Annotated in this window: 22 protein-coding genes; 16 read left to right on the top strand and 6 right to left on the bottom strand. The window is 56.9% G+C overall.

The annotated features are described in order from the left end of the window. Positions 1-60 precede the first annotated feature (60 nt). The 9 genes from WCO56_04965 (at position 61) to WCO56_04925 (ending at position 9,435) form a co-directional block, all read left to right on the top strand. Complete coding sequence (locus tag WCO56_04965) at positions 61-3,519, top strand: AAA family ATPase (GenBank protein MEI7728896.1); 3,459 nt, start codon at positions 61-63, stop codon at positions 3,517-3,519. Further along, the gene (locus WCO56_04960) at positions 3,506-4,432 is read left to right on the top strand and encodes a hypothetical protein (GenBank protein MEI7728895.1); all 927 of its coding nucleotides are present in this window, start codon (positions 3,506-3,508) and stop codon (positions 4,430-4,432) included. The genes WCO56_04965 and WCO56_04960 overlap by 14 nt, the downstream gene beginning before the upstream one ends. Next, the gene (locus tag WCO56_04955; GenBank protein ID MEI7728894.1) at positions 4,429-4,617 is read left to right on the top strand and encodes a hypothetical protein; all 189 of its coding nucleotides are present in this window, start codon (positions 4,429-4,431) and stop codon (positions 4,615-4,617) included. The genes WCO56_04960 and WCO56_04955 overlap by 4 nt, the downstream gene beginning before the upstream one ends. Continuing rightward, the gene (locus WCO56_04950; GenBank protein MEI7728893.1) at positions 4,614-5,882 is read left to right on the top strand and encodes a PDDEXK nuclease domain-containing protein; all 1,269 of its coding nucleotides are present in this window, start codon (positions 4,614-4,616) and stop codon (positions 5,880-5,882) included. Before WCO56_04955 ends, WCO56_04950 begins: the two co-directional genes overlap by 4 nt. A 27-nt stretch (positions 5,883-5,909) precedes the next feature. Continuing rightward, a complete protein-coding gene (locus WCO56_04945; protein MEI7728892.1) occupies positions 5,910-7,373 on the top strand; it encodes a class I SAM-dependent DNA methyltransferase in 1,464 nt (487 codons plus the stop codon). Beyond that, positions 7,370-8,113 (top strand): hypothetical protein, encoded by a 744-nt coding sequence (locus WCO56_04940; protein ID MEI7728891.1) that lies wholly within the window; start codon positions 7,370-7,372, stop codon positions 8,111-8,113. The genes WCO56_04945 and WCO56_04940 overlap by 4 nt, the downstream gene beginning before the upstream one ends. A gap of 84 nt (positions 8,114-8,197) precedes the next feature. Continuing rightward, positions 8,198-8,443, top strand: coding sequence for an AbrB/MazE/SpoVT family DNA-binding domain-containing protein (locus tag WCO56_04935; GenBank protein ID MEI7728890.1), 246 nt, complete (start codon positions 8,198-8,200; stop codon positions 8,441-8,443). Next, positions 8,440-8,838: a PIN domain-containing protein gene (locus WCO56_04930; GenBank protein ID MEI7728889.1), complete on the top strand. Its 399-nt coding sequence runs from the start codon at positions 8,440-8,442 to the stop codon at positions 8,836-8,838. The genes WCO56_04935 and WCO56_04930 overlap by 4 nt, the downstream gene beginning before the upstream one ends. A gap of 57 nt (positions 8,839-8,895) precedes the next feature. Then, entirely contained in the window at positions 8,896-9,435 is a 540-nt protein-coding gene (locus WCO56_04925) for a hydrolase (protein MEI7728888.1), read from the top strand. A 161-nt stretch (positions 9,436-9,596) separates the two neighbouring features. On the opposite strand, the gene WCO56_04920 is transcribed toward WCO56_04925, so the two are convergent. Next, the gene (locus WCO56_04920; protein ID MEI7728887.1) at positions 9,597-10,763 is read right to left on the bottom strand and encodes an ATP-binding protein; all 1,167 of its coding nucleotides are present in this window, start codon (positions 10,761-10,763) and stop codon (positions 9,597-9,599) included. A gap of 159 nt (positions 10,764-10,922) precedes the next feature. Beyond that, positions 10,923-14,924 (bottom strand): Pls/PosA family non-ribosomal peptide synthetase, encoded by a 4,002-nt coding sequence (locus WCO56_04915; GenBank protein ID MEI7728886.1) that lies wholly within the window; start codon positions 14,922-14,924, stop codon positions 10,923-10,925. 185 nt (positions 14,925-15,109) lie between these two features. On the opposite strand from WCO56_04915, the gene WCO56_04910 reads away from it, so the two are divergent. The 7 genes from WCO56_04910 (at position 15,110) to WCO56_04880 (ending at position 21,152) form a co-directional block, all read left to right on the top strand. After that, a complete protein-coding gene (locus WCO56_04910) occupies positions 15,110-15,559 on the top strand; it encodes a DUF3592 domain-containing protein (GenBank protein MEI7728885.1) in 450 nt (149 codons plus the stop codon). A 90-nt stretch (positions 15,560-15,649) separates the two neighbouring features. Further along, complete coding sequence (locus tag WCO56_04905; GenBank protein MEI7728884.1) at positions 15,650-16,915, top strand: DUF3472 domain-containing protein; 1,266 nt, start codon at positions 15,650-15,652, stop codon at positions 16,913-16,915. A gap of 13 nt (positions 16,916-16,928) precedes the next feature. Then, positions 16,929-17,561, top strand: coding sequence for a trimeric intracellular cation channel family protein (locus WCO56_04900; GenBank protein MEI7728883.1), 633 nt, complete (start codon positions 16,929-16,931; stop codon positions 17,559-17,561). 183 nt (positions 17,562-17,744) lie between these two features. Next, positions 17,745-18,116 carry a DUF393 domain-containing protein gene (locus WCO56_04895; protein ID MEI7728882.1) on the top strand — a complete coding sequence of 124 codons (372 nt, stop codon included), beginning with the start codon at positions 17,745-17,747 and terminating at the stop codon, positions 18,114-18,116. Between the two features lie 159 nt (positions 18,117-18,275). Beyond that, positions 18,276-19,139 carry an MBL fold metallo-hydrolase gene (locus WCO56_04890; protein ID MEI7728881.1) on the top strand — a complete coding sequence of 288 codons (864 nt, stop codon included), beginning with the start codon at positions 18,276-18,278 and terminating at the stop codon, positions 19,137-19,139. Between the two features lie 594 nt (positions 19,140-19,733). Next, positions 19,734-20,210, top strand: coding sequence for a thioesterase family protein (locus WCO56_04885; GenBank protein ID MEI7728880.1), 477 nt, complete (start codon positions 19,734-19,736; stop codon positions 20,208-20,210). A 291-nt stretch (positions 20,211-20,501) separates the two neighbouring features. Next, a complete protein-coding gene (locus WCO56_04880; GenBank protein MEI7728879.1) occupies positions 20,502-21,152 on the top strand; it encodes a hypothetical protein in 651 nt (216 codons plus the stop codon). A 22-nt stretch (positions 21,153-21,174) separates the two neighbouring features. Here WCO56_04880 and WCO56_04875 read toward each other — a convergent pair whose 3' ends face one another. The 4 genes from WCO56_04875 to WCO56_04860 all read right to left on the bottom strand — a co-directional run bounded on the left by WCO56_04875 (position 21,175) and on the right by WCO56_04860 (position 24,750). Then, complete coding sequence (locus WCO56_04875) at positions 21,175-22,128, bottom strand: Ppx/GppA phosphatase family protein (GenBank protein MEI7728878.1); 954 nt, start codon at positions 22,126-22,128, stop codon at positions 21,175-21,177. Between the two features lie 77 nt (positions 22,129-22,205). After that, the gene (locus tag WCO56_04870) at positions 22,206-23,198 is read right to left on the bottom strand and encodes an ROK family protein (GenBank protein ID MEI7728877.1); all 993 of its coding nucleotides are present in this window, start codon (positions 23,196-23,198) and stop codon (positions 22,206-22,208) included. A gap of 65 nt (positions 23,199-23,263) precedes the next feature. Next, complete coding sequence (locus WCO56_04865; protein ID MEI7728876.1) at positions 23,264-24,034, bottom strand: thymidylate kinase; 771 nt, start codon at positions 24,032-24,034, stop codon at positions 23,264-23,266. Beyond that, positions 24,031-24,750, bottom strand: a complete 720-nt coding sequence (locus tag WCO56_04860; GenBank protein MEI7728875.1) for a thymidylate kinase — start codon at positions 24,748-24,750, stop codon at positions 24,031-24,033. Before WCO56_04860 ends, WCO56_04865 begins: the two co-directional genes overlap by 4 nt. Positions 24,751-24,784: the final 34 nt, after the last annotated feature.

Here is a 24,784-nt window from a genome sequence, read left to right as displayed (position 1 = left end):
CACCAGAGTTTCTTCCTGCATCAGCCCCTATCGGGGGTCCTGGCTTTATACTTTTTTCCTGTGCTTGATAAACTGCCAAAAGGATGGGTGAAGACGACGCTGGGTGAAGTCAACGTGCCGCCGCGTGCGCGTGCTCTGCCAAGCGACGTACCCGAATTGCCCTATGTGGGCATGGAGCATGTCGAAGCCCAGACGATGAAGCTGCTGGGTCAGGGCTCTGCGAGCGGTCTGAAAAGTTCGTCCGTGAGGTTCAACCAAGGCGACGTGCTTTACGGCAAGATGCGTCCCTACCTCAACAAGGTGTGGCTCGCTGAGTTCGATGGGCTGTGCTCCGCGGAGTTCCTCGTCTTCCCAAAGACGGACGGACTCAACGGCCAACTTTTTGCTTACCGACTTAACTCACAGGATTTCGTGAACTTCGCGAACCACCAAGTTAGCGGCGACCGACCGCGCGTGGACTTTGAAAAGTTGGCGATGTTTCCTTATCTGCTTCCCCCCTCCCGAGAGCAGGAACGGATTGTGGCGAAGCTGGACGCATTGCTGTCACGGGTGGCTGCGGGCGAAGCCGCCGCGCGCCGGGCTTTGGAACGGCTCAAACGTTACCGCGCCACCGTCCTCCACGCCGCCGTCACCGGCGAACTCACCCGCGACTGGCGCAAGAAACAATCCGCAATCCGCAATCCGCAATCCCAATTTGAAACTGGCGCACAACTCCTCGATCGTCTTTTAATCGAGCGCCGCGCCCGCTGGGAAGCAGCCGAACTCAAACGCCTCCACGCCGCCGGCAAACCACCCAAAGACGACAAGTGGAAGAAGCGATATCAAGAGCCAGCGGAACTTGATAGCGGTGATTTGCCACAGTTGCCTAGAGGGTGGGCATGGGCTGGTTTACAGCAGCTTGGTTTCATCATGGGAGGGCTAACGAAAAATCCGAAGCGTTCAATGCTTCGCACCAAGCTGCCTTACCTGCGAGTGGGGAATGTTTACGCCAACGAGCTTCGCCTTGATGAGATCAAAACAATCGGTGTGGAAAAGGAGGAATTCGATAAGCTGCTTTTGGAAAAGGGCGACCTGCTCATTGTCGAAGGCAACGGCAGTAAAGATCAAATTGGAAGGCTGGCTATTTGGGATGGATCGATTGAGAAATGCGTCCACCAAAACCACATTATCAAAGTTCGACTCATTGAGAATTCGCTGGGAGCTTGGATTCTCTCTTGGTTATGTTCGCCGCCCGGCAGGCATCATGTCGAAAAGGTTGCCAGTTCAACCACGGGTCTTTACACGTTGAGCGTGGGCAAGGTTGGCAACCTGCCCATTCCCTTGCCATCAGTTGACGAACAGTCCGAAATCAGTCGTGAAGTTGATCGTCGTCTCGCCGCTGCTAACCGATTGGCCACCACGCTCAACCGCCAGCTTGACCGCGCACGCGCAACGCGCCAATCGCTCTTGCGGGAAGCCTTCACCGGCAAGCTCGTTCCGCAAAACTCAAAAGATGAACCCGCTTCAACACTTCTCGACTGCATCCGTGCCGCACGAATCGCCGACACCGAGGTACAAAAGCAAGCTAGGAAGGCCCGTGGCAAAACCACATCCAAACGAACGAAGGAGACCTCCGATATGAACCAATCCGTTCCAACAAACGATGCTTTGCAGAAGGCGTGGCAGAAAATCGGGAAAACGCCTGACGCTAAAAAGTTGTTCCAAGCTGCCGGCTTTGCGCTCGACCAAGTGGTGAGTTTCTACGGGTTGCTGCGGACGGCGCGCGACATCGTAGAGGTTTTCAAGGCAGCCTCCAAAGGCGGGAAAGCTGTGTCGAAGGTTTCCGCTGTCCAGCCGAAGCAGACCAAACAGAAGCCGGGGCGATTTCGCCTTGTGAGTCTTTGGCTTGAGGATTTCAAGAATCTCAAAAACTACAAAATCGATTTCAATTCAGCGCACGGGCTGGACATTGTTCTTGGCTGGAACGGGACGGGAAAATCCAACCTGTTTGAATCGCTCGTCATCATCTTCCGCGACCTGCACTACTGGTGGGAGAAGAACAATTGGACCGACGAGCCGATGGCTGGCTATCGCCTGGAGTATGAAATTGAAGGTCACATCGTGAAGGTGGACTGGAATCCCCAGGCCATGAAACGACCTGAAGTGCACCAAGCAAAGTTTCCGACTGGGTTCAAAGGCGAGGCTTTCAGGCCCGTCAAACGGGAAAACATTTTGCTGCCGAAGTTCGTATTCGGCTATTACTCCGGTCCGACGAATCGTCTGGCGGAACATTTCTTGCCGATGAAACGTGACCACTATGATCGGTTGCGAACGGCAAGTTCGGATGACCCAAAGACGCTCGCGTGGTTGCTAGAACAAAGGCGCTTCTTTTGCGCCGAGACACACCACGCGAAATATGTGCTGTTGGCCTTCTCCTATAAGGAAGACCCAAAGATATGGCGTTTCTTGGAAGAACGACTGCGGATTGTTGGCTTTGAGTCGGCGCTTTTCGTGATCCGCAAACCGCGCTGGGCAAAAGGCAAACCAGAAGACTTTTGGGGTGCAACCGGGATCATGCGGCGGGTGATGGAGAAGCTGAAGCGCTACGCTGTCGCGCCGATGGTGTTGAAGCAGAAGGTCAGCGATGGCTACCGGCTGCCAAGCGAGGAACTTTATTATTTTTTCTTGCCCGACCTGAAGAGTTTGCACGAGTTCGCTGCGGAGTATGCCGATGCGCGCTCGTTCTTCCTCGCGCTGGAAAGTACTGACTTCAGTGAACTAATTCACGATGTGAAGATTCAGGTGCGCGTCAAATCCGCCGATAATCAAGATATTCCCATCACTTTTCGGGAATTGAGCGAAGGCGAACAGCAGTTGCTCATGGTCCTTGGCCTGATGCGGTTCACGAAGTCGCATCAATCCCTCATTCTGCTGGACGAGCCGGACACGCACTTGAACCCGCACTGGAGCGTTGAATACCTCAAGGACTTGGCCTCAGTCGTAAGCGATGACAGTAACCCGTCGCCTGAGCAGCAGACAAGTCAGCTTCTGATGGCGACACACGACCCGCTCGTGATCGCGAGCTTGCTCAAAGACCAAGTTCATCTTCTCAAACGCGACCAGGAAACTCTCGTGTGCCACTGGGAGCAGGCCTCGGTTAATCCGAAGGGACTTGGCTTCACTGGAATATTGACGAGCGAGATGTTTGGCTTCCGAAGCGACCTTGACCCTGAAACTCTCGCTGACCTCGACAACCGAGTCCGTTTGATTGCCAAAGAAACGGAGCTGTCCGGCCCAGAAAAGAAAATGTTGGAGGAAATCGACAAGCGATTGGTGGAGGCCGGTTTCTCGAAAGCTTTCAGCGATCCATACTACGCCGCCTTCGTCCGGGCGTGGGGTAGGCGGTATGCGGAGCAAATGGCTGGGAAGGAAGTTTTAACCAAGAAGGACACCGAGGAAATTGACCGCATTGCCAAGGAGGTTCTGGCCGAGGCAGTCGCTGAAGTTGAGAAGGAGGTCGAAGCGCATGCGTTACATTGACATTGACCAACTTCAGTTGCCAAACGGCTGGCAAGCGCGTGCCGACGCAGCGCTAAATGACCTGCGAACTGAGATTCAGCTAGCGGAAGCTGCGGCAAGGGCCGCCGGCAAGAACGCCGCCGGAATTGCCAAGGCACGAAAAGATGCCATCTCTGCGGGATTTGCCAACGCGACGGGTCGCCCAAAGATTTGGGGAGATTTGGCAGTTCATTTGAAAGCTCTCCGCAACGAGAAATGCTGGTATTCCGAGAGCAAAAATCCGGCTTCAGACAAGAACGTGGATCACTTTCGTCCGAAAAACCGTGTGCAGGAAGACCCCGACCACGAGGGGTATTGGTGGCTCGCGTTCAATTGGCGAAACTACCGACTTTCGAGTCAATGGTGCAACCAACGCCGCAATGACAAAGTCAGCAAGACCAGTGGTGGAAAGTGGGATCACTTCCCACTTCGCCCCGGAAGCTTTCGGGCGCGGTTGGAGACAGACGATTACGAGCAGGAAGAAGTTGAATTGCTCGACCCGATTGATCCGGACGACTGGAAGCTTCTGACTTTTAGGCCTGACGGACATCCAACCCCCGCGAAGCCAGCAGGCACACCTGAGCATGATCGGGCAGCGACTACAATTGAGGTCTATCATCTTCACTGCAAGGAGCTGGTTGACGACCGTCGCCCTCTGGCTGGACGGATTCAACGACTCGTTCAAAATATGGAGCGCCTTAGGCCTAGAATTGCCGACCCGACAATGCGTGTCCTTTACAAGGAAGAGCAAAAAGAACTCCTTCGAGCGATCCACAAAGACACTGAGTATTCAGCAGCTTCCTTGGCATACGCGCGTGCCGAGATTTACAAGACAGAAGCAGGCCACCAAATAAAACGGGATTGGCTTGAAGATTTTTTGAATTCAAATCCATGAGCAGCAATCAACAAATAGCCTCGGCTCTCGTTCAAAAAGTCTGGAACTACGCCCACGTCCTCAAGGACGACGGGCTGGCGTTCATGGATTGCGCCGAGCAGATCGCGTTTCTGCACTTCCTCAAAATGGTTTCTGGGTGCAATATGTCGGCGAACAAAATTTGCGAACGGGATGCCATGTCATGAAATACACCCACCTGATCAAAGCGATTGATTCGGCCAGCCAGCAATTGCAACGGCGCGCGGTGACGGCCGTCAACCAGGCCCTGGTGATTCGCAACTGGCTGGTTGGCGCGTATATTGTGGAGTTCGAGCAGCAGGGAGAGGACCGGGCGAAGTATGGGACGAAACTGCTCCAGCGGCTCGCGGGAGACCTACGGAAGAGAGGTCTCACCGGATTGAGCGTGCAGATGCTTGAGCGAACACGGCAATTCTATCTGATCTATCCACAGATCGGCTCGATAATTTCCTCACCGGTGGTGAGGAAATTGGGTTTCGATCAGGAATTCAAAGCGCTCGAAGATTTTCCAACCACTGGTTGCCGAATGGGCCAAGCAGCAGTTGCCGAATCTATTTCCATAGTGGCGTCCGGGCACAAAGACAATTTCCCCACCAGTGGTGAGGAAATCGGCAAACCGATCGGCATAACACCGCTCGCGCCGCATCTGGCGCTTCGCTTCTCTTGGACCAAAATTCTGGAACTCATCCGGCTCGACGATCCGCTCAAGCGCGCGTTTTACGAAAACGAGTGCCTCAAGGGTAACTGGTCCAAGCGCCAGTTGCAGCGGCAGATTGGATCGCTGTTGTACGAGCGCACCGCGTTGTCGAAAAACAAGGAGGCCGTCATTCGCCGAGGAAATCGGCAGGAACGGCAGGAGACCATTGAAGACTTGATTCGCGATCCTTATGTGTTGGAGTTCACCGGGCTGGCCCAGCGGATGGAGTATCTGGAATCCGATTTGGAAAAGGCGTTGCTGGATCATTTGCAGGCATTCCTGCTGGAATTGGGAACCGGCTTTTGTTTTGAGGCCCGCCAGAAGCGCATCACGGTGGGCAACAAGCACGATTACATTGACCTGGTATTTTACCAGCGGCGGTTGCGCTGCCATGTCCTGCTGGACCTGAAAATTCGCGCCTTCCAACATGGCGACGCCGGCCAGATGAACTTTTATTTAAACTGGTGGAAAGCGCATGGAATGGAACCGGGAGATAATCCTCCGGTGGGCATCATTCTGTGCAGCGACCGCGACCGGGTGGAGGTGGAATTTGCCACGGCAGGCATTGCCAACCGGCTCTTTGTCTCCCGTTATCTGACTGCGCTGCCTTCCGAGGAGCAACTGCGGGTGTTTCTGGAACGGGATCGCGACCAAGTGGAAGCGCTGTTGCCGCCATCGGTTCCCAAAACCACGGCCAGGAGCAAAGCCCCCGGCCGCGCACGCCGCAAAAAATAATTTCGATTACACCAACCATTATTGCTTATGTCCGCAACCGCCTCCGCCCTCGTTCAAAAAGTCTGGAATTACGCCCACGTCCTCAAGGACGACGGGCTGGCGTTCATGGATTACACCGAGCAGATCACGTTTCTGCTCTTTCTCAAGATGGCCCATGAGCGCGAGTTGCTCGGCCTGGAGAATGTTATCCCCAAGAAATACAACTGGGCCGCGCTCAAAAAAGAGTCCGGCGACCCGTTGGAACTCCAGTATTCCGCCACGTTGCGTGAGCTGGGAAAGCTGCCCGGACTGCTCGGCATCATCTTTGCCAAAGCCCAGAACAAGATCACCGACCCCGCCAAACTGGAGCGGCTCATCTCCCTGATGGATTCGGAGAATTGGGCCGGGCTGGACATGGATGTGAAAGGCGAGATTTACGAGGGCCTGCTCGCCCGTAACGCCGAGGACGTGCGCGGCGGCGCGGGCCAATACTTCACGCCGCGCCCCATCATCCGCGCCATTGTGCAAGTCATGCGCCCTGCGCCGACGATGCGCATCGCCGATCCGGCCTGCGGCACCGGCGGCTTCCTTTTGGCCGCCTATGAGTACCTGGTAAAGTCAAATCCCGGTCTGGATCGCAAGGCCCAGCGCTTTCTGAACGAGGAAGCCATCCGCGGCACCGACATTGTGCCGAGCGTCACGCGCCTCTGCGCGATGAACCTGTACCTGCACGGCATGGGTGGCAGCGACAACACTATTGTTGAGACCGCCGACAGCCTCGCCAAGAAGCCCGCCCCGGTGGACATGGTGCTGACGAATCCGCCCTTCGGCAAAAAAAGCAGCATCACCGTCATCAACGACGACGGGAAGCGGGAGACCGAAAAAATCTACTACGAACGCCAGGATTTCTGGGCCACGACGAGCAACAAGCAGCTCAACTTTGTGCAAAACGTCTGCTCGATGCTTACCGATAGCGGCACGGCGGCGGTGGTCGTGCCGGACAACGTGCTGTTCGAGGCCGGGGCCGGTGAAAAAATCCGCCGCGCCCTGCTGGAACGCTGCGATGTTCATACCCTGCTGCGCCTGCCCACTGGCATCTGGTATTCCCCCGGCGTAAAGGCCAACGTGCTGTTTTTCGACAAGAAACCCGCCGCCAGAACGCCGTGGACCAAGGAACTATGGGTCTATGACCTGCGCACCAATCAGAATTTCACCCTGCGCCAGAACCCGATTGCCGATGAAGACCTTAAGGATTTCGTCCAGTGCTATCAAACCACCAAGCGCGCCAAACGCGTGGAATCCGAACGGTTCAAGCGTTTCACCTACGAGACCCTGATGGCTCGTGATAAGGCCAACCTCGACATCTTCTGGCTCAAAGACGACACCCTGGCGGACACGGAGAATTTGCCGAAGCCCGCTGTGCTTGCGGCCGAGATCATCGAAGATTTGGAAGAAGCGCTGGAAGAGTTCAAAGCCGTCGAAGAGGAATTGAATACTCCAAGTTCAACATGACAACACCAACCTGTTCCCAATGCGGGCAGACGATCCCGGCTGAGGATGTGAATGTCGCCCGAAATGTCGCCTATTGCCGTGCCTGCAACCTGGCGCACCCACTCTCGGAGATGGTGTGCGACCCGGGCTTTGACCCGCAGGTGGATATGGCGCATCCCCCAGCGGGGACGTGGTACCGGAAGGATGGTATGCAGCAGATCATCGGGGCGTCCCATCGGGCGTTGGGCACCGCGCTGGGAGCACTGGGAATCTCGCTTTTCTGGAATGGGATTGTGTCCGTCTTCGTGCTGCTGGCCATCAGCGCCACTCTGAAGCATCTCGGTATTACCGCCCCGGATTGGTTTCCGATCCCCAAGATGAACGGTGGGCCCATGACCGTGGGCATGACACTGTTTCTCTGGCTCTTTCTCACACCGTTCATGGTCATTGGCGCAGCCATGATTGGCGCGTTCCTTTCCAGCCTGATGGGCCGCACCGAAGTACGCCTCCAAGGAAACGAAGGCGCGGTCTTCACCGGTCTCAGCGTGATTGGCTGGTCCCGGCGCTTTAAAATCGGGGAAGTCAAAGCGGTGCGAATGGAAGACGCCTCCTCGTACGATAGATCCGGGCGGCGACAGGACAAGACAAACATCCTCATTGAGTTGAACGACGGAAAACTCATCAAATTCGGTTCCTCGCTCCCTGAGGAGCGGCGGCAGTTCCTTGCAGCGGCAACCCGCAAGACCCTCGTGCGGCGTTGAGCCGCAGTCAAGTGGCGGTGCGAACATAATTCAAAAGTAATTCTTACCGGTTGATCGTAAGAATAATTATGGTATGATATATACATGATTGAGACTACGTTAACGTCCAAAGGCACGACCACCATCCCGCAAGAAATCCGGGATAAGCTGAACTTGTTGCCAGGCACCACCTTGGTCTGGTCATTGGATAAAGGGTGTGCGGTGGTCGGGCGTGCTCCCAATAAAAACAATCTGAACTCCATGCAACAGAGGTTGGCCGCGCGGGCAGGAACATGGAGCGGAAAGATTTCAGGAACTGATCTCTTGAAACAAACCCGGGGACTTGAATGATTTTGGTGGATACTTCCGTAATCGTTGCCTGGCTGGATAGACAACATCGTGACCATGTCATCTGTCGTGATGGTTTGGTTTATTGGGCGGGCAAAGAAAAACTAGCGGTAAGTTCTGTTACTTATGCGGAACTGGCGGCTGGTGGCCGCACTCAGGAACAGGTGGATGAGGATCTTTTAGGTATGCACAGGGTGGACTTTGACTTTCCTCCGGCATGGATTGCAGGCCAACATTTCATGAGGAATCCCGTGCGAAAGGAAAAAGGCAGCTTGGTGTTGCCGGATTATATGATCCGGGCGCAGGCCCAGCATCTCGGTTGGAAACACCTCACTAACGACCGGCGCCGTCTTTCGGATTTTCCCCAAGTGGACTTTATTTTCCCGGAGGATCACTGATCGAAAATCCTCCATGCTTGCGATTCACCACAAAAAACCGTACACCCAAACCCGCGTATGTTGACGACTGACAAATCCATATTGGTGATCATTGATGTTCAAGGCAAGCTGGCGCAGGTCATGCACCAGAAAGACGCCCTGTTCAAAAACCTGCAAATTCTGGTGAAAGGGTTGCAACTCCTCGACGTGCCCATCCTTTGGCTGGAGCAGAATCCCGCTGGTCTGGGCCCGACCGCGCCGGAAATCGCGGCGCTGCTGCCCAACCAAAAGCCCATCGCCAAAATGAGTTTTAGCGGCTGTGGCAACGCGGAATTCATGCTGGCGCTGAAGGCCAGTGGCCGCACCCAGGTGCTGCTGTCTGGCATCGAGGCGCATGTCTGCGTGTACCAGACCGCGCTGGATTTGCTCCAGGCCGGGTATCAGGTGGAGACTGTGGCGGACGTCGTAACCTCCCGTGTTCCGGAGAATCGTCAAATCGGTCTGGACCGCATGCGTGCTGCCGGTGCCGGCATCACCTGCGTCGAGACTGTTCTTTTCGAGTTGCTGCGCACGTCGGAAGCCCCCAAGTTCAGGGATGTCGCGCGGTTGTTGAAGTAAGGAAAAGGCCGAACGCCCAAATCAACAGGGGAACTGGGACTTAAATCAGGATTAATGAAAACCCAGTGGACATCGCTGGATTTTCATGTTGCCGACATAAGTAATTCAACGAAAGCTTTTTGTGCAAATCATCAGGACCTGTTCCATAGGCAACAACTTCATTATTTGGCCAGGTGCGGGTTGATTTGATTCAGATCCTTCCAGCCCAGAACTTGTATCCCTTGACGCACTTGGTTGCCGGTTCCGCCGTATATCAAGTAAGCTAGCGGCTTGGATGGTTGGGCCAGCTTGATCCAGGCCGTCAAACCCTTGAAGAAATCCGCATTGAGGGTCGTTCCAGTTTTGATTTCAACCGGAATGAGGTCGCCGCCGCGATCAAAAAGCGCGTCCACCTCTAATCCCTCTTGGTCCCGCCAAAAATACCAATCGGATGCGTGCCCGTGGTTAAAGCGCATTTTGCGCAGTTCAGCCTGCACCCAGGTTTCAAAGAGCGCTCCACGCAGCGGATGCGTCTCGAGCTGTTCCGGTTCACGGATCCCTAGCAGATAAGCCGCCAAGCCGGTATCGTAAAAATACAACTTGGGGCTTTTGATCAGCCGTTTGTTGAAATTCGCGTGATGAGGTGGCAGGAGAAACACGAGGTAACTGGCCTCCAGGATGGAGAGCCAGGCCTTGGCGGTATTGTGGGTGATGCCGGCATCGGTGCCCAACTGCGAAAGGTTGAGTAATTGACCGGTGCGTCCGGCGCACAAACGGACAAACTTTTGGAACGTGTTCAAATCACGAACCCCAAGCAACTGGCGCACATCACGCTCGACGTATGTTTGAACGTAGTGAGCCAGCCAATCGCCTGGATCAAGCTGGCGGTCATGAACCGGCGGATACAAACCGGCAAACAACACTTGGTTGAGCGATGGCGCTGCGGCATACACCTCATCGTACGCAAATGGCAACAAATGCACCAGGGCAACGCGACCGGCCAGCGACTGGGTAATCCTCGACATCACCCCAAACTGCTGCGAGCCGGTGAGAATGAACCGGCCCCGGGTTGACCGCGCATCCAGAACGCCTTGCAGGTACGAACATAAATCCGGGCAATGCTGTATTTCGTCAAAGATCGCCCCCTGTTCATATTTGGCAAGAAAACCGCGGGGATCGGTCAAGGCGAACTCCCGATCATCCAGATTTTCCAAGGAAACATAAGGATGGTCGGGAAACAAGGCGCGCGCCAGGGTGGTCTTGCCTGCCTGGCGGGGTCCCGTAATGGCTACGGCGGGATACCCCTTGGCCACTTTCCGTACGTAAGCTGCGATATGCCGTTGAATCATGTTAGGACGCTAAAATACTTTCCGGCGATTGTCAATTGCATTTACAATCGCCGGGAAACGATACTGTTTAGCGCTGCACCCAGTGACTGTCTCAGCCCGGAGATTTCGGAATTGTCCTTTTCCTTGCCTCAACGGCTACGAAAAGTGGGCTCAACCTCTTTACCTGCCGGCGGGTGGCCGGGCGGGGATGCCCTCCCAGAACGTATCGGCGGTCAGGGTTTCGCCTTTCATGAGCAGCGATAAATCGTTCAGTTGTGCGCCCGGCTCCATCCGCGTGTCGTACAGCACCAGGGTCGCGCTGCCCACGGTGCATTGTTCACCGATGTCCACGTGCGACATCTTCATCACGCGATCCTCGAAGAGATGCGTTTGCAGCGTGGCATCCGCGTTGATCTCAGCCTCGTCGCCGATGCGGACAAGATCAAATTCAGTGATGTCCGTTGTATCCAGGTACACCCGCCGCCCAATGTTTGCCCCGAGCAGGCGGAAGAACCAGCAGATAAACGGCGTACCCAGGAAAATGCAGGCGATAAACGCGATCACGCAGTGATCATGCACCGCGTTGAGCAGTTCGTTGCGCCAGACGAAATGATTCCATAAGGGACGTTCCCCGGGACGGTAGCGTCCAACCAGGAGCCATTTGAACACCGTGAGCAACCCGATGGCCAGCACTCCGCAAGCCGCGTAAATCAACGGAAAAATCAGCAATATCTGCCACAAATTATAATCCTGCTCCAGCCACACCAGCGCGGTGAACATCAGGCTGGTGAGCGCGACGAATCCCGTCACGGGCAGAATGACGCGGATGAACTCAATGGCCGCGCGTTGCGCGCGCAAACTGGCATTGGGCTGAAACGTGTTTTCAGCGGAAAACGAGGAACTGGTCTGGCGTTGCGGCAGCAAGATGGGTGGCACGCCCAGCCAAGTCGCCCCGTCACGGGCGGCCTCCTCCGGTTTGTCGGGCGGCATCGAGAGGCAGCCGACCAGTGAATTATCACCCACGTGCGTACCCGGCGGCATCAGCGCGCTGTTGCCAATGAAACTGCGCTTGCCCACCCGGTTAACACCCAACGTGATGTAATCCCGTTCCACCCGCGCCGCCCCGAGGGAGACACTATCGGCAATAAACGTTTCCTCCCCCAATTCCAGCAGGTCTGGCGAGATAAAAGACGCGGTGGAAATCTCCGCACGATCACCCAGTTTCGCGCCCATCAACTTGTACCAGGGTGCCAGGTAAATCGAGGCATACAATGGCCCGAGAAAATCCAGGCTCAGCTCGAGCAATTGATCCACAAACCATTTGCGCACATAGAACCAGCTATGCACCGGGTAGCGGCCCGGCTTCACGCGCCCGAGCAACAGCCATTTCACGGCGGCGATTTCCAGCGCGAGCAGCACCACAAACGAGAGCGCGATAATTGGCGCGACCATCAGATACCACGCATAATTATCATTATAATTCAGGGTGTTCATGACAATCATGCCGGGTAGGACGGCCGCCAGCACGCAGGCCGGGAACAGCACGACACCCAGCAAATGCAGCCCCACAAACGCTGCGCGCTTCAGCGGTCCAACCTGCGGCGTGTCGCGGTTTTGCGCCGGGCGATCTGCCGCCACCTTGCGGGCGGGCGATCCGGCCCACCGTTCGCCGGCGGGAATCGTCATGCCGGACGGCAACAGCGAAAGGTCCTCCAGCGCGGCGCCATCTTCCAGCACGGTGTTCTCCCGCGCCAAAGCCCGGGTACCCACAAAACAATCGCGTCCGAGGCGCACCTTGCCGATGACCAGTTTACCGTTTTCGATGTGATGTCCGCTGAATGAGGCCTCGGTGCCCACGCTGGTGTCATCGCCCACCTCCACCAAGTCATGACAAACAAAACAGGGCGAGGCCAGGTGGACATTCCGTCCGATCCGCGCGCCCATGAGGCGATAGTACAAATTCAGTAGTGGCGTTCCCTCCAGGTAATTCACCGGCACGGAGGATTGGATGGTGTTCACAAACCAGAACCGGAAATAGTACCCTCCCCAGAGCGGGTATTCCCCGGGACGAATTTTGCCGATGACCAGCCACTTGACCAGAATTGCCAGCAGCAGCAACCCCGGATAGAGCGCCACCAGCGCGGTGAATGCCCCCAAGATGGATTGCCAGCGCTCATAGCCCTGTTCATTCATCCAGGCATAGGTGAAGTAGGGGGCCACCCACTGCATCGAGAAAATCGCCAGCACCAGGTAAAAGCTGAAAAATTGCGCGGTGCCGCACAGGAAATGGCGCAGCTTGGGGATGCGCGGGACGCGAGTCTTCGGCTCCGATTTCCCCGTCGTTGCGGACGTCCCGGTCGGGCTGCCGGTTTGCGCCAGGTGCGCCGCCAATTTTTCAATCGTTGGCTGCTGGTACAAATCGAGAATGGAAAGCGTGCGAAATTCCGCCGCCTGCCGCAACTCGCTGACCACCTGGGCCGCCAGCAGAGAGTGGCCGCCCAGATCGTGGAAAAAGTCGGCCGTGACACTGATTTTCATGGGCCGGAAAAATTCCTCCCAAACGCGCGCCAGCTTTTCTTCGAGCGGGTTGCGCGGCGCCACGAAGCCCGCTTCTATTTCCGCCTGCCGGGGGCGCGGCGCGGGCAGGGATTTGCGGTCCACCTTGCCGCTGGGCAACATCGGCAACCGGTCGAGCGTTTCGATGCAGGCCGGCACCATATACGCAGCGAGGCGCGTTTTCAACGCCCGCTTCAAGTCTGCCTCGGCCGGCGGCGGTTGCTGGTTGGAGACAATGTAGCCCACCAATTGTGGCACTCCGGGCACATCCTCGCGCACGGTCACTGCCGCCGCCTGAACGCCCGGACACGTCAGCAGCACGGATTCAATTTCCGAAAGTTCAATCCGGTAGCCGCGCAGTTTCACCTGGGAATCAATCCGGCCCAAAAACTCAAAGTCACCGCTGGGCAACCGCCGCACCAAGTCACCGGTCCGGTACAACCGGGATGGCCCAGACGGCACCGGGTTGGGAATGAATTTTTCAGCCGTCAAGTCCGCGCGCCCGATGTATCCGCGCGCCAACCCGATGCCGCCAATGCACAGTTCTCCCGTCTGCCCATCCGATACTGGCTGAAGTTGCTCGTTGAGCACCACCAGGTGATAATTTGGCACCGCCCGCCCGATGGTGACCGGTTCGTCCGGTCGCACGTCGCCCCAAGTGGCAATGACCGTTGCCTCGGTGGGGCCGTAGGTGTTCACCATCCGACGCCCGGTGCGCGCCCAACGCCGCACCAAATCCGCCGGACACGCCTCACCACCCACGATCAGGAGTCGCACCGTGGGCACCTCTTCCACCATCATCGCCAACTGGGTTGGTACGGTTGAGAAAACCGTCACCCCGGCCTCCGTCAGTTTTTGCGACAGGGCGGGACCGGAAAAAGTCATGTCCCGGGTGCCCACCACCAGCGTCGCTCCCGAATAAAAGGCCAGCCATACTTCCTCCACGGAGGCGTCGAATGCGATCGAGAACCCTTGATAAACCCGGTCCTCCGGGCGGACGTGGAAAATCATGCCTTCGGCGCGTACCAGGTGGCACGCGCTGCGATGCTCGATCTGCACGCCTTTAGGCCGCCCAGTGGAGCCCGAGGTGTAGATGACGTAGCACACGTCTTCCGGCGTGGCGCTGCGGTCATCGCGCTCCAGCCGGGTCGCCGGCTGCGGGTTAAAATCTTTCCCGTCTGTATCCAAGCATACGGCGCGATCCGCCAGTGGCCCCAGCTTTTCCTTCAGCGCGGATACGGTGATAATGGCGGCTACCGCACAATCGGCCAGGATGTATTGAACACGATCCGCCGGATAGTCCGGATCAAGCGGCACATACGCGGCCCCGGCTTTTAAGATGGCCAACAGCCCCGGGAAAACATCCATGGACCGGGGGAGCAGCAAACCGACCAACGCACCGCGGCCAATGTTCCGGGAGCGCAGAAAGTGCGCCAATTGGTTGGCTTTGGCATCCAGTTCCCCATACGTCATCCGCTCGTCACGGCACATCAGGGCCATGCGCCCGGGATAGGTACGGGCGGTTTCCTCGAAGAGTTCGTGCAACAATTCCGGACGCAACAGCTCGGGGACCGTTGCCGGAGCAACCAGCGCGGCTGCTCCGTCAGTTTGGCGGGCGACACTCATTCAATAAACCGACCGTGTTTTGCCATGCAAAACACGCACACTCCACGCTGTACGACTTTCAATCCCATATCAAGTTGCCAACTTAGACGCCTGAATGCCCGAAAACGTTACAAAATTGATAGGATCATTTTTAGCGCATCGCCCTCTGCCGCCGGCGGAAGCAAAGTAGAATTCACGGCGTCCCTGTGCGTGTTTTGGCCGTTGCGCTCCGCCAGCGTTGGTGGTATCGCTCGGGTGTGGAAATCGTCGTTGGCATAGTGTTCACGTTGGGCGGATTGCTGTTCTTGTTTCTGGCAGCGCTAATCAGCCACCAGTCATTGCGGCGCCTGCGCGATTGGGGCTCGGCTCCCGGTCGCATCGTCGGCTACCAAGAGTCGGCGCAGTCCGGCAAGTGCTATTATCATCCGCAGGTCGCGTTCACCGCGCGCGATGGCCGCACCATTGTGTTCGCCGCCTCCACCGGGTCAAATCGCAAGGGGTATCGGGTTGGGGCAGAGGTCAAGGTGCTCGTGGATCCCGCCAATCCCGATCACGTCGAATTGAGGGCATTTTCCACGCTCTGGTTGCCAGCGGCGTTCTTAGGCTTTTTCGGACTGGTATTTGCTGGTGTCGGAATCTCCATCATTCTAGGGTAGAGCCGGCGCTACAAGCGGGTTTTCGCGCAAACCATTGTGCTGGATTTATTGCGCTGGTTCGGCTAGGTTTCTTGGAAATTGAATAACAGTATGAAACGGAAACGCATAAAATTCGCCACCGCCCTCCCGGCAGTATGTGCCAGCCTTGGTTTGCTTGCGGGGATTGCCCGCGCTGAGCTGCAAGTGCCCGCGTTTACCGCCTATCTGGACCCCATCGCGGATGGCGCGCGCGTCTCCGCCAAAGCGGGAATTTCCGGCTGGACCAATCCCGCGCTCAGCGTGCTGTGGTATGGCGAGCTGAAATCCACTGGTGAATTGCAATGCGCGTTGTCCCTGCGGCTGGCGGCAGGCAAACTTTCCAAATTGCGCCTGACCGTGGCGGGACAGGCGCATGAGGCCACTGTGAATGGCCAGGGGGACACCGTTGTTCAGGCCAAATTCGGCACCGTCCAAATCAAACAGGCGGGTTACCAATGCTTCAAACTGGAATCGCTCAATGCGCCGGGCCAACCCGCCGGGGACTTGGCGGCTTTGGTGCTGGATGGCCCGGCGATCCGGGACGCGCACTTCAACCTCAAGCCGCGCCGCAATGCCGCCTCGGTCCACCTGGCCTACCCGGTACCCAAGGAGACCAAAGTAGCGGCATTCTATTGTGAAATGACCGGCGTTGAGGAACCGCTCTGGACATATTATGAGGCGTGCGGCTGGCATCGCGGATACTTTGGCATGCAGATCAACAGCGCCACCGAACGGCGGATCATCTTCAGCGTATGGGACAGTGGCGGCGAAGCGGTGGACCGGAAAAAAGTGGGCGATGAAGATCGCGTGCGGCTGGTTGCCAAGGGCGAAGGAGTCTCCACCGGGGACTTTGGCAACGAGGGGACCGGCGGCCACAGCCATCTGACGTATCTCTGGAAAACCGGCGAGAAACAGCGCTTCATCGTCACCGCTAAACCGGTGGATGCCACGCACACCGTCTTCGCCGGATATTATTTTCATCCGGATAAAAAAGCGTGGCTGCTGATTTCCAGTTGGAAAACGCCGAAGGATGGCGGGTACCTGCACGGGCTCTACAGTTTCAGTGAAAACTTTGGCGGCAGCAATGGGCACTTGCACCGCAAGGTGCTTTACGGCAACCAATGGATTCGCACGGCGGAAGGCCAATGGACTGAGATCACCGAGGCCAAATTCAGCCATGACGCCACCGGCAAGGAAGACCGCCTGGATCGCTTCATGGGGGTGGAGAACGGCCAGTTCTTCCTGTCGCAAGGCGGGTTCATTCCCGGCTTCACCAAGTACGGCGAAAAATTTACCCGGCCAGTCACCAGCCAGGCACCCAAGGATTTCGGTTTATGATCACTGCGGTCTCATGAAACTGCAATTTCTTCTTGAGCATTTCGCCGTCGCGGTGGCCGCCATCACCGGCGTGCTGGCGGCGCGTGGCAAACAGGTGGATATGTTTGGCGTGCTGGTGCTGGCGCTGGTGACGGCCTTCGGTGGCGGCACAGTGCGGGATTTGATGCTGGGAGATGTCCCAGTGACTTGGATTCGGCATGCCAGCTATCTCCTCAATGCCGCCACGACGGCGCTAGTCACCTTTTTCCTGGCCCAAATTTTTGAATCACGGCGCAACCTTCTGGTGCTGGCCGACGCGTTTTCCCTGGCACTGTTCACCATCGTAGGCGCGGAAAAGGCGTTGAATTTCCAAGTGTCCCCCGCCAGCGCGATCGCCTTGGGCGTAATCACCGGCGTGGTGGGCGGCATGTTGCGCGATGTGCTCACGGGGGAAATCCCCCTGGTGTTTCGCCCGCAGATTTACCTGTATGCTACGGCCTCCCTCGCTGGGGCGGCCGTGTTTGTCGGCTTGGTAACCCTCTTTCCGCTCAACCCGTCGAACGCGCTCATCGGCATCAGCATCGTGCTGGTCCTGCGCCTGGTGGCCATTCGCTGGAAAGTGGGACTGCCAGTGTTTGGGACGGATGAGAATGCCAATCCCTCGTGAATATGCGCGCGAACCTGCGGCCGCATTGCTCCCTCGCTCCCGCTCGTAGCCGTCGAGTTAAGGAGACGGATTATTCCGAATTCCGAAATCTCAAGGCAGCCATGGCGTATTGTCTGGAAGAGAGACCATGTTCAAAACCCGCTCTGGCTTTGCCAACCACTTTCCAAGTGGCGCGTACCTAAAATGCCACGGCAAAGACATTGGGTGATTTACGATGGCGACTGCGGCTTTTGCCGGGGTTCCATCCGCCTGCTGCGTGCGTTGGATTGGTTTGACCGCTTTGCCTGCATCCCCTGGCAGCAAGCCGCGTCCGATCCATGTTGCGTGAAGTTGTCTGAACCGGCATTGACCCAGGCCATGCATTGCGTTTCCGTTAGCGGAGTCGTGAACCGCTCCGCGCGGGCGGTGCGGTTTATTGCGCTTCGCTGCCCGTTGACCTCCTTGCCCGCCTTGCTATTATGGGTGCCCGGCACGATGTGGCTCGCGGAGCGGTCTTATCACTGGGTGGCGCAACACCGCCAGGGGATATCACGCATCCTGCGAATCCGGCATTGAGGGCAAATGCGTTCCAGTGTGGCACATGGTTTGGAGCGCAGCCAAGCGGCGATGGATAAAACGAAAAAAGTGATTCTTGCAATGGTTAATCTCCTTTGATAAATATTTCAAGAATGTTTGCAGCTTGACTTTTGAGGCCATCTGACATAGGCAACCTTTATGCGAATCAAGATTTGGGGATGCCGGGGCTCGTTGCCCGTGTCCGGTCCGAAAGTGGACCGCTATGGCGGCAATACCACGTGCGTGGAAGTGCGGGACAGGGGGCGGAATAGGATCATTCTGGATGCCGGCACCGGGGTGCGCAATCTTGGAAAACATCTCCTCCGAGAAAAAGGGCCGCATAAAATCACTTTTTTGTTTTCCCATGCGCATTGGGACCATCTTCAAGGATTTCCCTTTTTTGGTCCGGCCTATTCACCTGATTTTGAGATCGCCATTTGCGGGGGCCCGGCCACGCAGCAATCCATCCGGCAGTTTTTGGCGCATCAGATGGAACCACCGTATTTTCCCATCGCCTTTGCCCAATTGAAAGCCAACATTCGTTATGGTTGCCATTGCGGTTCAACAAAATGCTCCGGTAACCCCACTCACACCGACGGCCAATTATGCTGTGGTTCCATCCCGCTCAGTCATCCCAATGGCGGCTATGGGTTTAAACTCATGGAGGCGGATCGCAGCTTTGTGTTCGTGCCGGATAACGAGATCGGGTTTCACCATGAGGGAGGACCGAGCCGGGAGGAATTCGTGCGTTTCATTGCGGGGGCGGACTTATTATTCCATGACGCCCAGTACACCGAGGCGGAGTACCGAAAAACCCGGGGTTGGGGTCACTCCACCTATCAGGCCGTGGTAAAAATCGCCCTCGAAGCCGGGGTGAAACGACTCGGCCTGTTTCATCATGACCCGGACCGGGAGGATGTGGATCTGGACCGCCAAGTGGAACGCTGTCGCCAATGGATTGCTGAATCCGGTAAAACCATGGAATGCTTCGCCTGCGCCGAAGGCATGGAACTGACCGTGTAAAGTCCCCCCGTTTCTCAATTTGCGAGGTTCGGATTTCTTTCGGACCTCGCTTTTCGGTCTTCGGATTTGCAACACCGCGCTTCCCGCTCCCAGCTTCTATCCCCTGCTTGGCATCTTTTACCTGCCATTGTTATGCCTTGGAAGGTTCCTGCAAAGGTTTTGCGTCTTTCCATTCGTGTTCATTCGCGGGCAAGCCTTTACCCTCATCCGTGGCATCCGTGGTAAACGATTTGTGTGTTAGAGTCATTTTCAACACAAAAACCAAACAATTACTAACGTCCAAAATTTAAACGGCGTACTAGTTTTGTACTAGTTTTCTTCTCTCCCTTACCTTGGGCCGGCTGGCACCGCCAGGGCTGCATCAAGCGCATTGGGGTGTTACGAAAAATACGAGGTGGGCAGGGTCTGTGGTTCCGTACCCCCTCACCTGTTTCCTCTCCCTCGGGGAGAGGATTTTCATTATCCGGCTGAGGGAATCAGCTTAATCGCTTCACTTTCTTTCGGGTAATTCCGCGGCCATGGGAACCTCCGAACCGCCGCTTCCAGCTTGAACCAAACCGAGCTTGAGGCAGCCTGTGGCACCGCTAAGCGCGAGTGAAAAAGCATGACAGCCCGGGAGTTTTGCGGCAGGGTGACGGCATGGCGAACGGCATTTTTACTTATCAATATCGCGTGACTTACGGGGATTGTACCGTGGGGAATCATGTCTATTACGCGCGCTACCTGGATATCCTTGAGGCCGCGCGGGGGGAACTCTTTCGCCAGGGCGGGCTGTCCCTGTCGCAGTTGCAGGCGGAGGGGTTCGCCTTTCCCGTCATCGAATGCCGCCTCCGTTACAAGGCCCCGGCCCGTTATGACGATGGGTTGCGCGTGGAAGTGTGGCTGCGCGATCTCAGCCGGTTGCGGGTGGAATTCGGCTATCGGATCGTGAACCAATCGGACCGGCTGATTCTGGAGGCCGAAAGCCTGCATGTCTGCGCCGGGTTGGATGAACGGCCCCGCCGGATGAGCGAGGCCATCCGGCAAATGCTTGTCCCATTTCACCAGGTAACTTCCGCTCCCGCCGGCTGAAGTCGGGACTCCAAAATTTTCCCTGCTTTCATATTTTTCACCCGGAAATTTTTCTGCAAAAGGTCTTTCTGCGGATTACGGTATTTCCGAATGGACGCCCATGCTGGCCAACATCGTTTGGGCATGATTGCGTCCTTCAAATGACTGCCCGACTGCTTGCAGTCTGTCGCTATTTGCCCCCTGACAATTCAGTGCTACATTAATCCGTGATGATTTGAGGAGCGGTGTCATGTAGCAAATGTTTATCGGTTAAATGATCCACCATTCAAATCAGAAACTAAACGTTCAAATATGAAACAACTTTTTCTGTCATTATCCTTGCTGGTCATGCCGGTCGCCGCCCATGCGGTCGCGTATGGTTCCCTGAATAATTTCGATGTGGTCAATGACACCGGGCATACCAATTACGGTTTCTGCATTGAACTGGATGATATTCACAGCACCGATATCACCTATACGTACGACTACAACCATTACGGCGTCCCCAAAATCACCGAGGACAAAACGGACCCGGCGCATTCCAAGGTGTATGTCCGCTACGAACCCAAGAAGAACCCGGATGGCAGCTTTGCCGCCGGTTCCTGGACCAATCCGCAGGACCCGTTGCATCCGCTGGGGCCCACGGGTGGCCACGCCTTCACTGATCCGACGGTCAATCGCGGGGGAGAACATTTCGGGGTGGGGTATTCCCGCGCTCCAAGTCTCGTCAAGTACAACTGGCTAATGCAAGCCCCCGCGAATCCGCAGGCGCTGGTGCTGGGGCCATCCGTCAACGTGGCGACGCCGAGTTTTGTCTATGTTCCCGCCGCGCCCGCCGTGCCCGCCCAAGCACAGGTTGTCATCGTTCCCCCCGCACCGGAAGTACCGGAAATAATTATCAAAACCAACTCACCTCCGCCGCGATCTTCCGATCTGGCGGAGGTTTTGTTATGCCTGGATTGAAAGGACGGTTGACAATTCAAACTCACACTCCTGCCATGGCAGCGGCGAAGCGCAGCCCGCGGGTGCTGAGCCGCAAGGCGGGCAAATGAAAGGTTTCCATGACCTGTTCGTACACCACGCTGCCCATCAGGATGACATCGGCACGATTGGCCGGCAGCCCGGTCAGCCGACGCCGATCCATCAGGGGCAGCGACCATAGCCGGTCCACCCAATTGCGCACGGAATCCACCGTAAGCTCGGTGGTTTCAAGGCGTGTACGGTCAAAATCCGTCATCCGGTTTTCCAGCCGCCCAAGGATGGTGACCGTGCCGCCGGTGCCCACCAGCAAGGGTGCCGTGGCTTGGCTTGACCAGAGCGACCGCAGATCGGCACTCACATGCGTTGCCAAAAACTGGTACACATAATCACGGCATTGCGCCAAATCAGCGGGTGTCGGTGCGTCGGGTGGTGCCAGCCGTTCCAGCAATCGCACGCAGCCCAATTGGTAACTACGACTGAACTGACGGTGACCGTGTTCCCCCAAAATAAATTCCGCGCTGCCGCCGCCCAAATCCAGAATCAAGAGCCGTTGTCCCGCCAGGAGGGGGGAACTGGTCACTCCTTGAAAGGCCCACTCCGCTTCCTGATCGCCCGAAATGATTTCCACCTTTAAACCGGAGGCAAGCGTGATGGCCTGCAATAGCTCTTCTTGATTTCGCGCGTCTCGCGCAGCACTGGTGGCGATGACGCGGATGCCGGGCGCGCCATGTGTGCGCGCCAAGGCGGCAAACTCGGCCACTGCGGTGGCGGTCAGAGCGATGGGGCCGGGTTGCAACCGATGTGCCGCATAGAAACCTTCGCCCAACCGGGTTTGCCGGCTCTGTTCCAGAATTGGCATCGGCCCCTCGGGCCCCAGTTCCACCACCAGCAGCTTGACCGAATTGGTGCCAATATCCACCACGGCGCGACGCGGTCCAGCCGGGCTCGCGGTGTCCATTCGTCCGGCAAATTCATGCGGCGTGTTCACTGGAGCTGAGGAGCACACTTCAGCCCGGTTGCGGGCGGGGTCCATGTTTATTGCGTCGCCTTGAACTCGCGCCGGGCCAGCACCGCCGCGCCGGTAATGCCAGCGTCGTCACCCAATTTGGAGGGGATAATCTCAATGCCAGCGTCGGTTCCCGTGAGCGCATATTCGTGGGCGGTTTCCACAATGATGGCCATCATTTCGTCTTCCAGCGCGTCAATCACGCCCCCGCCCAGCACGATCACTTCGGGATTGATCAGGTTGATCAGGTTGGCTACGGCAATGCCCGTGTACTCGGCGGCTTCCTCGATCACTTGTTCCACAAACTTATCCCCGCGCCGGATCGCTTTGCGCAGGTCGCCACTCCGCAAGTCCTCCAATTCATCTCCCAGCATTTCTGTCAGCAGGGTTTTCTGGCCGTCCTTTACGGCGGCCTGGATTCTTTTGAAAATGGCTCCCCGGCTGGCCAGCGCCTCAAAACAGCCCTTGTTGCCACAGGAGCATTTTGGCCCGTTGATCTCCAACACCATGTGGCCCAACTCCCCCGCCGTGCGGTTGAAACCGGAAAACATTTTTCCATCCAGGACGATCCCCCCCCCGATACCCGTGCCGAGAAAAATGCCGATCATGCTTTTGGGTTTGGCTTTCAACTCGTACTCATACACGCCCAGCGTGCATACGTTGCAATCGTTCTCCACAAACACGGGCAATCCTAAATGTTTTTCCAGCTCCTTTTTAAGTGCCACCTCCTTCCAGCCGGGCAGGTTTGGCGAGAAAATCACCTTGCCCGCCTCGGGATTAACGGACCCAGGCGCACCCACCCCCACCGCGCGAACCTGTTTCAGGTCCAGATCGCATTCATCCACGGCATCACGCACACACCGGGCAATGCGCTCAATCACGGACTCCGGTCCGCGCTGGGCCTTGGTGCTGATCTTGGTGGTGCTGATACAGTTCAGGCTTGGGGTAAACACCCCGGCCATGATTTTGGTGCCGCCCAGATCCACTCCGATGAGATATTCAGGTTTGACATTATCAGCCATAGCGCGCCTTTCGAGATTTGAGGTTTGATGATTACTGGTTGGTTGGGGGGCAGTTCGGGTACGTCTCAGGCAGCCGGACCTTTGCCACGGAGCACCGTTTCCATGTTGGATTGTAATTCCGCATAAATTTCCTCGGCGGGCCGGTTGCCATCCAGGATGGTGAAACCGTACGTTTTTTGCAATTGGCGGAACTGCTCGGCCACCAGCCCCTGGTATTTGAGAAAACTGTCGAACATATCTCGGGAAAGGCCCATGTCCATGCCGCTTTCCCAATAATCCAGCGTGTAATCCTTGGCGAAATTGCGTTGCACCAGGTTTTCCGGCGAGACCTCGACATAAAACACCACGTCGGGAATCAGCGCCATGCCATACAGGTTTTCCACCCATTCCGGGTCCAGCCCGCGCACCAGGTCCCGCGCCATCAGCGTGTAAATATAACGATCCGCCAGCACAATGAACCCGGCCTTGAGCGCCGGGATGATTGAGTTTTCGAGTTGGTCCGCAAAATCCGTCGCGTAGAACAGGCTGAACGTGGTGCGGCTCAGAATATTGCCGCGTTTGGCTTGGTCCAGTTCCTCGCTGACAAGGGTGGAACGTTTCAACCCCACCTGGGCGGTGGCGTGTCCCGTCCCTTCAAGCCAATCCACCAGCTTGCGGATTTGCGTGGAACGCCCCGAGCCATCCGCTCCCTCCACCACAATCAGCCGCCCCAACAGTTGTTCCACGTTGACGCCCGGCAACCCATGCCCGTAAAAGCGTTTACGGGTGGGACGCGGCACCTGGATGGCCGGCGGCGGGGTTCCTGGTGTGGTTCGAGGCTTGTTTTTGGCTTTCATACAGCGGCGGGAATAGTGGGGTTCTGGGGGGTGGCGCGCACGCGCGGATAGTCCGCCAGGTTGATTCGGGCGGCCACCAGCCGACGCACCAGGGATTGCTGCGTTTCAATGGCCTGGTTGGCGTCAATCACGGTGAATTGGTACTCGGAACTCATCGCCAGATAGCGTTCGAGCAAGCGCCCCTGGAAAATCTTGAAGCTCTCCTGCGGATCGTTGGAAAGATGCAGGTCCATGCCCGCCTCAAAATATTTCAATTGCGGGCGGCCATCCAGAATCCGCTGCAACGACACGTCCAAATTGGCCCGGAAAAAGAAGGTGATGTCCGGCTGGCAGGCGAAGCTATAGATTCCGCGCACCCATTCGGCGGGGCAGCCGCGCACCGTATCCCGGGCAAACGCGGTGAACGCATACCGGTCGCACAAGACCAGGTAACCGGCGCGCAACAGCGGCACCAACTGGCGCTCATAGCGATCCGCAAAATCCGTCGCGTGAATCAGGCTGAAGGTGGTGGGGGTGAGGAGTTCACTCTTTTTTCCCCGGCTGGTGGCGGATTTGACCAGCTCCGAGGAATTCCATTCACTATGAAACACCCGGAGATTCTGCGCCTCAAGCCAGCGCTTGAGCAAGTAAAGCTGGGTGGTCTTGCCCGAGCCGTCGAGGCCCTCAACGGCGATCAGGCGACCCGGAAAATTCATTTCGGCGAATGTCTTCATCATCCGTTGCCAGCCTACGCCGGGCAGCGATGAAAAA

This window comes from Verrucomicrobiota bacterium, assembly GCA_037139415.1.
In the GTDB taxonomy this organism is placed as follows: domain Bacteria; phylum Verrucomicrobiota; class Verrucomicrobiia; order Limisphaerales; family Fontisphaeraceae; genus JBAXGN01.
The sequence above is the reverse complement of the archived record's forward strand: the minus strand, read 5'-3'. Positions and strand labels throughout refer to the sequence as shown.